We start from the raw sequence: 11,651 nt of genomic DNA, 5'->3' as shown, positions 1-11,651 counted from the left end.
GGTAATGCTCAATTGCGTGATGATTGAGAAGTTAATACTTTTGTAAAGATATAGCAATCAACAAGAACATTAGGACAGACAAGGGGCTTAAGCCCCTTGTTCCAAAGTCTCTGAATGTCCTAACCGCTCTGGCTAGTGCGATCCATTGAGTTTGGGTCAAGATCATCAAGTCCTAACGTCAAGAGTTCTAAACGATCGATTGTGCCGGAAACGTCTCAGCATCGGACAAACGTTGCTGGCCGTCGGTTAAGGTGCGTCCCCCAATCTTTGTTGCTGTTTCAGTAGGATGATTCTGCTCTATATCGGGTTGACTTACTCCCCCGTTTAGAAAACGGGGGATTCTGGGATCAAACAGCAATAGCAGGCAACGCCTGTCTGACATCACCTAACCCAATGGCTGAAGCCCCAGCCACTTTAATATTCATCGCCGCATTCTCATCCCGGTCATTCTCTGTCGAGCAACTGGGACACCGCCAATGGCGAGTCTCTAAATCCAGATGCTCCAAAATATGACCACAACTTGAACAGGTCTTGCTCGAAGGGAACCAGCGGTCAACATAGACCACCCGCTTCCCCTTCTTCGTCGCCACCCACTCCAGGATTTGCAGAAACTCCCGAAACGCCAAATCACTCACCTTACGCCCCCAGAGCCGCTGCATCGCCTTGAGGTTCAAGGTTTCAAAACACAGCACATCAAACTGATTCGTCAGTTGATGGGCTAACTTCCAAAACCAGTCCCGCCGTCGATGGGCAATATCTTCATGCTTGCGGGCTAAGTTCAATCGGGCACGTTCTCGATTCGCTGAACCCTTTTGCTTACGGGACAACTCTCGACTCGCTTTGCGAACCGAGTTAAGTGACTGCTTGAAGAACAAGGGGGCATCAATCTTGAATCCCTCCGAACAGGTCAGAAACGTCTTAAGTCCAAAATCAAAACCAGCAATGTTACCTGTCTCGGTTTTGACTTCAGGCTCTGACAGGGTATCTACCGTGACAATCATGAACAGTTCTCCCAAGGGAGTTCGTTTAATCGTCACGGTCTTGACCTTGCCCTCAATGGGGCGAGAGTTCCAATATTGATAGACTTTGTTCCCAATCCTGACCCGGTTGCCACCGAGGAATTTGTACCCAGCTTGCTTGAGGGTGAAGGATTTGTAGGTAGTGCGTCAAAATGATGTGGGTTTGGTAAGTAAAAGGAATCCTTACCACTGCACTAAAAACATGGAATGCCGGCTTCTGCGTCCATCCAAAACCCACCAACACGGCAAAATGCCCAATGGGTCATCAACGCTACTTCTGCCCTCACTGCCAGCAAACCTTTGCCGAGAGTTTTGACACCCTCTACTACTATCGCCATGTTACTCCGGAGCAGATTGAGCAAGTACTTCAAGCCCACAGTGAAGGCACTAGCTTGCGAGGAGTCAGCCGCATCAGCGGATTAGCCTATAACACCGTGGTCAGTATTATTCGTGCCGCCAGTGCTAAAGCTTTGCTGGTTCATAACGACCAAGTGCAGGGCGTGGAAACGGAGGACGTGAGTGCTGATGAGATGTGGTCATTCGTGAAAAAAAAAACAACAATGCTTGCCCGAAGAAGTTGAAGTAGGCGATTGCTGGATTGCGATGAGTTTGGCAGATTCGAGCGGGTTAATCTTGACAGCACGAGTGGGGAAACACACCGATGAACTGATTGAAGAACTGGTGGTGAGCACGGAGGGAAAGACCCATTGCCAGCAATGGAATAGTGACAACTGGGGAGGATATGAGCGGGTACTGCCGCTGGAAATTGAGCACTACATTGGCAAAGACCAAACGCAACGGTTGGAGCGTACCAATGGAATTATCAGGCAGCAGACGGGTAGGTGGCATCGACGACAGAACAAGTTTGGCAAACTGTGGCAGCAGGCAAAGGTGACGGTGCGTTTAGTGGTGAGTTATTTCAACTGGATCTGGCAGCACAGTCGCTACAAGAGCACGGCGGCACAACGAGCAGGATTGACTGACCATCGCTGGAGTTGGCAGGATATCCTCTCCTTCCCCACAATAATCTAATGCACTACCGATTTGTACTTTCGGGTCTTCTTAAAGTTTGGCAGGCGAACGCCTTTTTTGTTGTGTTTGAAGAACAGTTGATACGCTTTCTCAATTCGTTGGCAGATATCCTGTACGGCTTGAGAACCCACCTGCAACCACCAGGGGTTCCGTTTCCGAAGCTTGGCGATGTGTTTTTGCAGTCGGGCACAGTTCAAGTGCTTGCCCCACATTCGGTAGTACCGTTTGTGGAGGGCAACACAATGGTTGTAGATACGCCCTGCGGCATTGATTGTCCGCTTGAGGTATCTATTCCGCTTATGCTGGTAGAGCTTGAACTTGAGCGTTTTCATGGTTGCTATGATACCTCGGTATCACGGCTGAATAAATTCAGCCCTTCGCTTATATCCCCCGTTTGGAAAACGGGGGCTTTACGCTTTACATTCGTAAGGCTGGAGCGGATGGGGGAGCGATCGCAGCCTTGTAAACGAGTTAAATCCAATTGGCAAACCACATTCGCAGTTGATAGGCATCCGGCGACAGGGGTAACCCTAAATAAATCGGCAACCAAAACCAAAATGCCAGGATACTGACCCCCAGCACGACACCCCCACAGGCCCACCGCCACCACGATCGCTGCCAACACCACCGGTCCACCCCGTAGGCGAGGGCGATCTCTGCGAAGATGAGGGCGGCCATGTAGTGGTAGAGGAAGGTGCAGCGGCTGACCTGGGCCCAGGGGAGCAGGTTGGCGGCGTAGCTAATCAGCAGATAGAGAGAGATGCCCCAGGGTAAGGGGACGGGAAAGAGTCGGGCGGGGGAGGGGAGAAAAAAAAGAAGAAGAAGGAGAGCGATCGCACCCGTGGCTCCCCACCAGAGGATCGGGTTGCCCATGGCGTGGACATCGTAGATCAGGGTGCTGGCGTTGCTGGGCAGGGGGGGGTAGGCAGGGACGGTTTCATCGAGGCTGCGGGCGGTGGCGTAGAAGTAGGCCACGGGTCGCCACATCAGGAGCCAGCTATACCAGGGGGAACAGTAGGGATGCACCGCGCTGCCGCTGCCGACGGCGTGGTGAAAGGCGAGGATTTGGCGATGCACTTGCCAGAAGTTGGGGGTGGGGTTGAGCCAGAGGTGAGGAATCCACAGCAGGCAATAGGTGAGGAGGGGGATGAGGGCGAAATACAGGAGGGCGGGGAGGGGACGAATCTGGGCGAGGGCATTGAGGGGGAAGGCGTGGGCGGTGCGGAGCCGGTGGGGAACGATCCACGCTAGGGCGATCGCGACGATCCACAGCAGGGCGATCGCGAAAAGATACCCCAACCCGTTCCACTTCACCGCCGCCGCACAGCCAAACCACACCCCCGCGAGGCTGAACTGTTGCCACGGTTGGGGCGGACGGCGGGAATGGAGGCGATCGCTCACCCAATCGCTCACCTGGCGCAGGGTGGCAAAGCGGGTGCCGCGATAGTCCCGAAACCAGCGCACCTGACGTTTGGGCTGGGCGGGAATCCGGGGCAGGGGCGGGGTTCGCAGCCCCCGGATCAGGTAGAGATGGCCTAACAGGCCGAACAAGACTAGATAGATATTGTTGAGACCGTAGCGGGATTCCACCAACAGCAGGCCATCGAGAGACAAGAGCAGGGCGGTGGTGATCGCAAAGCTGCGCCGCTGGCTGAGGTGATAGGTGATTAATGCCGCGATGATCGGAACCCAAGCCCCGGCGATCGCATTTAACCATCGATAACTCAAGGTCGAACGCATCGATCCCGTTAAACCGTTGATCATGTCCGGCGGCGCGGGCCACCATGACCCAATCCACATCGCGATCGCCATCAGGGTTTGGCTCAGGGGCGGATGGGAGTTAAACACCGGCTCACCGATTAAATAGCGATTGGCGAACACCGGGTAATAGATCTCATCAAACACCAGGGTATTAAACTGCCCCAACCGCCAAAACCGAAGCGCGATCGCAAATCCGAAAATAGCCCCCAGGGCCAACGGGAATCCGTAGCGTTTAACCGATCGATTGAGCGTCGCGAGAAGCATGGCAGGGGAATTAACGATCAAGCCAGAGGGTCAACAGATCCATATCCTGCTCAACATTAGCAATGATTCCTCGGTTTAGGATATCGGGTTCTCTCCCTGGGTCGTTCGAGGTGCGATCGCGCCTACGGATGCCGATGCCGTTAATAACAGCCCAAGGATTCGTAGGTATCCGCCCCCGTCACCGGATTCACCCCCGTCGCCCGTTCACACAACTGCTTTTTTTGGTCGCGATCGAGGACGGCATCGGTGAAATCAACCCCCGTGATGGTGGCATCGGTGAAAATCGTGCGCAGGAGCATCGCTTCGGAAAAACGCGCATTGGTGAGGTCGGCTCCTTTGAAGTCGCTCAGATAAGCGATCCCAGTGCGAAAATCGGCGTTTTTTAACGTCGCACCCCGGAGGCTACAGCCATTGAAGACCGCCCCAATCAGCTTTGCATCGCCAAAATCCGCCTCATCTAAACTCGTGTTGGCAAATTCAGCTTCATTGAGAGTTGCACCATGAAAGTCTTTCGTGGTGACGCGCACATCGTCATAGGCCCGAATTAATGATGAACTCCCCGCCTGGGCTAGAGGGGAAAACCAGAGAAAACTACAGCACAATAGGCCGACCACAAGGCCAAGCAAAGCACGAATATTCATAGGATTTAAGGACTGAACGGAATGATTACCAGTTCTGATTCTATTAAGATTTGTGACGCTCGCAAACTTTTCTAAGCTAAGATGCGAACAGGCAAGCGTCGATTAATGGAAAAAAAGAACTGTGTTTGATGAACTAACCCCCCTCGGTCAAGAAGTCCTCAAGAACCCGGTCGCATTTCTCGGTGGCTTTTGTGCGGGTGCGCTCCGGCTCAATCTCAACGAAGATCCGGTGAAAACCTGGCTCGCGAAAAACGGTATGGCCACAGAGGGTAGCGACGATGCGGCTGCCACGGAGGCAGGATCTGGGCCGCAATCCATTTCGATCGATTAGGGTGCAGTGGGGGGCTGTCCGACTCCTGTACCCGTTCAACACCATTAGATTTTCATTCAGGAAAGCGATCGCATGATTCAAGCCTACGCAGCCACAACCGCCGGCGGAACCCTAGAGTCGTTTGCATACGACCCTGGGGCATTGCCTGGCGAAGAAGTCGAAATTCAGGTGGAGTATTGCGGCCTGTGTCACAGCGACTTGAGCATGATTAAAAATGATTGGGGCATGAGTGCCTATCCCCTCGTGCCGGGGCATGAGGTGGTGGGAACGGTGGTGGCGGTGGGCGATCGCGTCACGACCCTAAGCGTTGGCCAGCGGGTCGGCTTGGGTTGGTTTTCCCGGTCTTGTCTCCATTGCAACCCCTGTCTGTCTGGCGATCAAAACCTCTGTGCCACAGCAGAAGGGACGATTGTGGGGCGGTATGGCGGTTTTGCCGATCGCGTTCGTGCCCAAGCGGAATGGGTGATTCCGATTCCGGATGGGATTGATCCAGCTAAAGCCGGACCGCTGTTTTGTGGCGGCATTACGGTGTTTAACCCGATTGTGCAATGTGGGGTTAAACCAACGGATCGGGTGGGCGTGATTGGGATTGGTGGTTTGGGTCACATGGCGGTGCAGTTCCTCAAGGCTTGGGGCTGTGAGGTAACGGCGTTTTCTAGTAATCCGGCGAAAGCGGCGGAAATCCGCGAGCTAGGGGCGGATCACATCGTCAATTCCCGCGATCCCGATGCGATCGCCGCCGTGGCCGATTCCTTTGATTTCATCCTCTCGACGGTGAATGTGGATCTCGATTGGGGGGCCTATGTGACGGCGTTGCGGGCAAGGGGACGGCTGCATTTTGTCGGGGCGGTTCCCCGTCCGATTCAGTTGGGGGCGTTTCCGCTGATTTTGGGCCAAAAATCCGTTTCTGGGAGTCCCCTGGGCAGTCCGGCAACGACGGCGACCATGCTGGAGTTTGTCGCTCGTCACAAGCTCGAACCTGTGACGGAGGTGTTTGAGTTTAGCCAAGTGAATGATGCGATCGCCCATCTCGAAGCGGGCAAGGCTCGCTATCGGGTGGTGCTGAAAAAGTAACGTCACGCATCACCCCTTAAGACGTTGTTAACGTTAAAAACGTAGGGAGCGATCGCGATCGCTCTCTGCTGCTTTGCATTATCCTGTTTCCCTGGCCTAGAATTTAACCGCCGTCCCCGTGGCAGTGATCAAGAGCAGAACACCCGAAGAGTCAAGATTGATGGTGCCGGTGTCGATTTCAATGCCGATCACTGCGTCAGCGCCCATTTTTTTGGCCCGTTCTTCGAGTTCAGCGATCGCACTTTTTTGGCCCTTCTCAAACACCTGCTCATAGGCTCCCGTGCGGCCGCCGATAATATCCCGAATCCCCGCAAAAAAGTCCCGCAGCGCATTACTGCCATAAACCACCTCAGCCGTAACAACGCCGAGATATTCCCGTACAGGTTGGTTTTGAAGCGTGTCAGTGGTGGATAAAATCATAAGAGTCAGCCTGGATAGTGCTTAATTCGCTTCAAGTTTAACCCACCGGCTGCGGGCCAAGATTAACCCCAGGCTGAATCAGCGAGCGGGAGACGTGGGGGGGACAAGCGGCTCTGGGGTTAGTGCCGGCATCAAATCCAGCGCCTCTAACACAGAGTCTAGATTCCCATCCAGGAGAAGCTGCTGCCATTCCGGGAGCCACTCTTCATCCTCCGGCACTTGTCCATGGTATTCAAACGATGCAGCGAGGGCATCGTACCACAGTCCCTCTTGACCAAAGAGCACCGGTAACGCTTTGGCCGTCGCCGCTGCCTGTTGGTCTGTGAAGGTGGAATCAGGTTCGACGCGCATCAAGAACGCCGGTTCACTTTCGATCCTGATCTCAGCATCACAGATCAGCGTGACGTGCCATTCGTACCATTCAGCCGTGACCAAAGGCGACAGGGGCGGTTCCACCTCGGCGGTGTTCACCGCAACGATTCCCCCTTGGGCGGGTAGGTCGATCGGGATTTGCGCGATGGTTTCCAAGTCTGCGTTGATCAGGGTAAGGAAACCCGTGGGGGCAGTGCTGGGGGGAATGTAGGCATAGAGAGTGGGAAAGGGTGTGCTGGTCAGGCCGTGGGCTTGGCCGTACTCGTTGATGGAGGCGAGGACTTGCACGGTGGCATCGGGGTCAGTGGTGCAAGTTTTGGATGGGATGGGTTCTAAGGTTTCGCCGCCTCGCGTGGTGTCACCCGGAACGAAAATATCGGGGGGCGTAAAGACTTGGCCGCCGAGGCTGTCGGTACGTTCGGGTGCGCCGCGATCGCGTCGTTGGGTTTGGTTGGCCTCCGGGGGGGCAGGAATCGCTTGGCCGCCATGGCTTTCGGTATGATCAGGCGCACCGCGATCGCGCCGAATTTGTGCGATCGCTGCATCACTTGGCCGTTGCTCTAAGGATGGCACGGTAACCCCCTGAGTCTCCATAGCAATGCTGAGTAACACAGTACTGAGGCCAAGAACAAGCGATCGTCGCAACATAAAAACCCCGTAGAAAATCCTGAATCCCATGTTGAGCCATTCAAGGGACACCCTGAACCCCTTCCAAATTAACATTTCCGTAATGGTTCGACGTTCATCCCGTCTAGAAGTTTCGACCTCCTTCCTTGTGACGGTCAAATCCTTACTTTTTATAATCAATCCGCCAATCCCCCACCATCCCTCGTTACCCTAGATTCAACCCCTTATTCAGCAAATGTAATGAGTCTAGTTAATGCCCTCTTAGGCGCAATCCAAGACCCCAACGCCCAAGCCAGTCCGAATCAACTCGGCGGCATTTTAAACACCGTCCAACAGTTGAGCCAAACCACCCAAGCCAACCCCGACGCAATGCAAACCGCCATGGGCATCGTCGGTAAATATGTGCGATCGGGTCTTCAGGAAACGAAAAATACCCAAGGTGCTGCCGCCGCCCAAGATCTTGTCAACCAATACAGCGGCACGCAACCCAACGCCCAAGTAGTTAACCTACTCCTCAATCAAGAACAAGTCCAAAACCTAATCAGCGAAGTGGCTCAGAAAACCGGACTTCCTGCCGCCACAATTCAGGGTTTGTTGCCCAGTTTGATCCCCTTGGTTTTGCAGTTTCTCCAAAGCGGCACACCCACCGATGGCGGTGCGAATAATGCCGTCCTTAATTCCTTCCTCGATACCGATGGCGATGGCGATGTAGATCTCGCTGATGCAATGAAAATGGCGAGTCGCTATCTATAGCGGTTGTTCTTAGAAGATAAGGGATCAAGCCCCCTCTCAAGCCCCCTTATCAAGAGCTACTGCTGATACATGCGCCACGTTGCTAGTCTAGAGCGGGTATACGTGAGCCAGAGGCTCACACTACCCTGGAATCCGATGTAGTGCGAGCTTCTAGCTCGCTGCCCTGACGGAGCGAGGGGATCAATCGCAGGGTAGGTCACCATTGGCAGGTTGTGTATAGCAATCCTATTTGATTTATGAACAGGCAAGGAGCTTAAGCCCCTTGTTGATGAGGAGATAAGATCTTCGATTGATTTAGGATCGCTATATCAGCAGTAGTTTTCAAGGGAGAGGTGGTGTTCTCATCCTTTCGCCAGTCACTCTACAAACATTTCTACAGAGGAAAATCATTACAATGCTACAAGAACTTTCTCCGTCAGAATTTCAATCGTTTTATCAAAAAAATGGCTATGTTGTGGTGAGAAATTTAATTCCACACTCGCGTTTAGATCATGTTCTGCACTATTACAAAAACGATATTGTCACCGCCCGCCATCCCTTTTTTCGCCAAAATACCTATACCTATGAAAAAAGCACCCTTGATAAATATGGACATATCAAAGAATCTTTTTTAGACGTTCACAATTACAAAAAATATCCTAATTTTAGCAATAGCATTAAAGATGTGCTCTGTAGCTTGGAAATGCGCAATACCCTTAGCGAAATTTCCGGATTTGAGACCTTTAACTTGATGCAAGGGATGCTCTTTGATGCCAATACTGCCACGTTTCCCCATCAGGAGTGGTGGTATCTTGACAGCATTCCCCACGGTTATTTAACGATCGCCTGGATTGCCCTCGAAGATATTGCGGCCGAAGCAGGGCGATTTTACGTGATGGCGGAGGCTGACGATAATCAGGATTTTCGGGGGGATAATCCTGAGCTATCCCATGGTGAATGGGCGCAGCGAATTCGGGATTATGTGGATGCGAACCCAGACCGGGTGATTGCGCCGGATCTGCGTAAAGGGGATGTGCTGTTTTTTAATTCCAAAGTGATTCATGGTTCCCTGCCGACCCAAGATCCTCGCTTTTCGCGGAAGTCTTTGACGGCGCATTATTTACCGGCTCAGTTTGAGTTTGGTAATTTATTTAAGACCCGCCCGGCCCATTATCAGATGTATCAAGGGATGCGCTACCACGCCACCTATTCGGACTACACGCCGCTGCGGGCGTTGCAGTTTCAATTAAAGCAGTGGATTTACCGTACACCTTGGTTACATCAGGGGGTGCGATCGCTCCTGAATGCGGTGAAGCGATCGTCGTAACGGATGCGGTTCACCTGCCCAACGGGAAGAGGCTTAATCGACGCGGACTCGTTGGGTGACGAGGGTAATGCCGCCGCCCCGAATCAAAATCGCGGAAAACCATTGATCGCCATCCCGGCGGTCAATTTGGCCGCGTTTAAAAATGCCGCCGGCTTGAAGCAATTCCAACTCAAAATCCGCCTCGCTGAGGTAGGCGGTGGTGACGGGTTCTTCTAAGGCTGCACCGAGGAGGAGATCGCCGTTGAGGGGTTCTTGCACCACCACGTCAAAATCAAAGGATTCGCCCCGCTGTACCCGTTCCGGCAGATGAACATCGACTTCCGGGGGGCTGTCGCCCAGGAAAACGAGGGTGCGCTCGGCGAGGATGTCTTGGTGTTGGATGCGTTGGGTTTGGCGGTTGATATGTTGGCGCGATCGCACCACAGAACTCAAGCGCACCGGCTTCCGGCCATCGTAGCGAGTCCCGGACACACGGGTCACCGTTTCAGCGATCCATTCATCCCCTTCAACGCGCCAATCTTCCAATTCGATGTCATAACTTAACGTCCGATAATCCCGCCATAGGGTGCGCAGTCCATCTTGTAGCCCGTTGGTGGCGAGGTCATCGTTGGTTTTAAAGGTCGGGCTATAAAATCCCATCACCGCATCGAGGTCTTTGCGATTGGCCGCGGCTTCGAGGTTATCAAGGGTTGTTTCAAGATCCGACTGTGGCGATTCGGTGGTTTGAGCGTAGAGAGCCGGGGTAAAAACGCCAAGGAGACCTGCGCTTAAGAGGCCGGAGAGGAGAACAGGTTTCAGAGCAAAGTTACCCATTGATGATAGGTTGAATTACTGGAGTTTAGACAAACTCACTATAACTCATGCATGTTCTGATTGCTGCTAGTGGAACGGGGGGCCATATTTTCCCTGCCCTTGCCGTCGCCCAATGTCTGACCGAGGCTAAGATTGATTGGCTCGGTGTGCCCGATCGCCTCGAACAAACCTTAATTTCGTCGCACTACCCGCTCCACACGATTACGGTCAGTGGTTTTCAAGGGCGACCGGGTCTCCATTGGCTCAAAATTCTCCAACGTTTAATCACTGCCACCCTCAAGGTGAAGCAATTAATTCGCCGCCAAAACATTGATGTGGTGTTTACCACAGGGGGCTATATTGCGGCTCCGGCAATTTTAGCGGCGCGGTGGGCAGGAATTCCGGTGGTCTTGCATGAGTCTAACGCGATTCCCGGCAAGGTGACGCGGCTGTTAGCGCGGCTCTGTACCCAGGTGGCGGTTGGGTTTGAGGTGGCGATCGCCTACCTGCCGCGCCAGAAAACCCGGTGGACGAGCACCCCCGTGCGGGAGGCGTTTTTGAGTCCGCAGCCCTTGGAGTTTGAAGTGCCGGACGGTGCGCCGCTGTTGGTGATTGTGGGCGGTTCCCAGGGGGCGGTGGCGGTGAATCAGTTGGTGCGCGACTGTGCCCCAGCCTGGTTGGCGGCGGGGGCCTATATTCTGCATTTGACGGGCGATCGCGACCCCGATGCCGACACCTTTACCCATCCCCATTACTTCGCTCAACCCTTTCACCACAATATGGCGGGTCTCTTGCAGCGGGCGGATTTAGCGATCGGTCGCTCTGGGGCAGGGACGTTAACGGAATTGGCGATTACCCAAACCCCAGCGGTGCTGATTCCCTACCCCTTTGCCGCTGAAGATCATCAATATTTCAACGCCAAAGCCTTCGTCGATGCGGGGGCGGCGATCGTCCTGCGCCAAGAGAGGCTCACCGCCGCCACGCTGCAAGCCGAAGTCTTAGCTCTCCTGAAGGAGCGCGATCGCCTCGCCGCCATGGCTCGCAATGCCGCCACCCTCGCCAGCCGCGACAGTGCCGCCCATCTGGCGAACATTTTGCGCGATCTCTGTTGAGGGGGGCTTGTTATCCCTGGCATAAGGGGTGATTAACCCTCGATTAACTCAACCCTAATTCCCCGCTTGCCGTGCCATGAAAGGCGATGGGCAATTGACAGAGGCGAGGCTAGCGCGTCAAGATAAGGAGGATGCGTAAACATTTGT

General features: G+C 53.9%; 10 protein-coding genes and 3 pseudogenes. 6 read left to right on the top strand and 7 right to left on the bottom strand.

Translation table 11 applies throughout. From position 1 onward, the window contains the following. Positions 1-347: 347 nt before the first annotated feature. A pseudogene (locus SPI6313_RS00875) lies at positions 348-1,157 on the bottom strand (RNA-guided endonuclease InsQ/TnpB family protein); the annotation flags it as partial. A 64-nt stretch (positions 1,158-1,221) separates the two neighbouring features. On the opposite strand from SPI6313_RS00875, the pseudogene SPI6313_RS24280 reads away from it, so the two are divergent. Continuing rightward, positions 1,222-2,051 (top strand): annotated as a pseudogene (locus SPI6313_RS24280) (IS1 family transposase). An 8-nt stretch (positions 2,052-2,059) separates the two neighbouring features. Here SPI6313_RS24280 and SPI6313_RS00860 read toward each other — a convergent pair. The 3 genes and pseudogenes from SPI6313_RS00860 to SPI6313_RS00850 form a co-directional block, all read right to left on the bottom strand. Continuing rightward, a pseudogene (locus SPI6313_RS00860) lies at positions 2,060-2,383 on the bottom strand (RNA-guided endonuclease TnpB family protein); the annotation flags it as partial. Between the two features lie 139 nt (positions 2,384-2,522). Then, positions 2,523-4,076: a phospholipid carrier-dependent glycosyltransferase gene (locus SPI6313_RS00855; protein WP_072619294.1), complete on the bottom strand. Its 1,554-nt coding sequence runs from the start codon at positions 4,074-4,076 to the stop codon at positions 2,523-2,525. 140 nt (positions 4,077-4,216) lie between these two features. Beyond that, positions 4,217-4,717 (bottom strand): pentapeptide repeat-containing protein, encoded by a 501-nt coding sequence (locus SPI6313_RS00850; protein ID WP_072619293.1) that lies wholly within the window; start codon positions 4,715-4,717, stop codon positions 4,217-4,219. A 121-nt stretch (positions 4,718-4,838) separates the two neighbouring features. Here SPI6313_RS00850 and SPI6313_RS00845 point away from each other — a divergent pair, with 121 nt between their 5' ends. After that, positions 4,839-5,048, top strand: coding sequence for a ssl0294 family protein (locus SPI6313_RS00845; RefSeq protein WP_072619292.1), 210 nt, complete (start codon positions 4,839-4,841; stop codon positions 5,046-5,048). Between the two features lie 72 nt (positions 5,049-5,120). After that, positions 5,121-6,122: an NADPH-dependent aldehyde reductase Ahr gene (gene ahr, locus SPI6313_RS00840; RefSeq protein WP_072619291.1), complete on the top strand. Its 1,002-nt coding sequence runs from the start codon at positions 5,121-5,123 to the stop codon at positions 6,120-6,122. 96 nt (positions 6,123-6,218) lie between these two features. On the opposite strand, the gene SPI6313_RS00835 is transcribed toward ahr, so the two are convergent. Continuing rightward, positions 6,219-6,542, bottom strand: a complete 324-nt coding sequence (locus SPI6313_RS00835) for a YbjQ family protein (RefSeq protein WP_072619290.1) — start codon at positions 6,540-6,542, stop codon at positions 6,219-6,221. Positions 6,543-6,620: 78 nt separating this feature from the next. Then, positions 6,621-7,562 (bottom strand): DUF928 domain-containing protein, encoded by a 942-nt coding sequence (locus SPI6313_RS00830; RefSeq protein WP_175551029.1) that lies wholly within the window; start codon positions 7,560-7,562, stop codon positions 6,621-6,623. Positions 7,563-7,781: 219 nt separating this feature from the next. Here SPI6313_RS00830 and SPI6313_RS00825 point away from each other — a divergent pair, with 219 nt between their 5' ends. Then, complete coding sequence (locus SPI6313_RS00825; protein WP_072619288.1) at positions 7,782-8,294, top strand: DUF937 domain-containing protein; 513 nt, start codon at positions 7,782-7,784, stop codon at positions 8,292-8,294. 394 nt (positions 8,295-8,688) lie between these two features. Continuing rightward, on the top strand, positions 8,689-9,600 hold the full coding sequence (locus SPI6313_RS00820; RefSeq protein WP_072619287.1) for a phytanoyl-CoA dioxygenase family protein: 912 nt from the start codon (positions 8,689-8,691) through the stop codon (positions 9,598-9,600). 33 nt (positions 9,601-9,633) lie between these two features. Here SPI6313_RS00820 and SPI6313_RS00815 read toward each other — a convergent pair whose 3' ends face one another. Then, complete coding sequence (locus tag SPI6313_RS00815) at positions 9,634-10,413, bottom strand: Cif family virulence factor (protein WP_072619286.1); 780 nt, start codon at positions 10,411-10,413, stop codon at positions 9,634-9,636. A gap of 47 nt (positions 10,414-10,460) precedes the next feature. Between SPI6313_RS00815 and murG the strand changes: the two genes are divergently transcribed. Beyond that, positions 10,461-11,504: an undecaprenyldiphospho-muramoylpentapeptide beta-N-acetylglucosaminyltransferase gene (murG, locus tag SPI6313_RS00810; RefSeq protein ID WP_072619285.1), complete on the top strand. Its 1,044-nt coding sequence runs from the start codon at positions 10,461-10,463 to the stop codon at positions 11,502-11,504. Positions 11,505-11,651: the final 147 nt, after the last annotated feature.

Source organism: Spirulina major PCC 6313 (assembly GCF_001890765.1).
GTDB classification, from domain to species: domain Bacteria; phylum Cyanobacteriota; class Cyanobacteriia; order Cyanobacteriales; family Spirulinaceae; genus Spirulina; species Spirulina major.
This window is presented reverse-complemented; position numbering and strand designations above follow the sequence as displayed.

Coding starts and splice junctions, on each gene's coding strand:
- SPI6313_RS00855 (WP_072619294.1), bottom strand. CDS start 4,076: ATGCTTCTCGCGACGCTCAATCGATCGGTTAAACGCTACGGATTCCCG.
- SPI6313_RS00850 (WP_072619293.1), bottom strand. CDS start 4,717: ATGAATATTCGTGCTTTGCTTGGCCTTGTGGTCGGCCTATTGTGCTGT.
- ahr (WP_072619291.1), top strand. CDS start 5,121: ATGATTCAAGCCTACGCAGCCACAACCGCCGGCGGAACCCTAGAGTCG.
- SPI6313_RS00835 (WP_072619290.1), bottom strand. CDS start 6,542: ATGATTTTATCCACCACTGACACGCTTCAAAACCAACCTGTACGGGAA.
- SPI6313_RS00830 (WP_175551029.1), bottom strand. CDS start 7,562: ATGTTGCGACGATCGCTTGTTCTTGGCCTCAGTACTGTGTTACTCAGC.
- SPI6313_RS00825 (WP_072619288.1), top strand. CDS start 7,782: ATGAGTCTAGTTAATGCCCTCTTAGGCGCAATCCAAGACCCCAACGCC.
- SPI6313_RS00820 (WP_072619287.1), top strand. CDS start 8,689: ATGCTACAAGAACTTTCTCCGTCAGAATTTCAATCGTTTTATCAAAAA.
- SPI6313_RS00815 (WP_072619286.1), bottom strand. CDS start 10,413: ATGGGTAACTTTGCTCTGAAACCTGTTCTCCTCTCCGGCCTCTTAAGC.
- murG (WP_072619285.1), top strand. CDS start 10,461: ATGCATGTTCTGATTGCTGCTAGTGGAACGGGGGGCCATATTTTCCCT.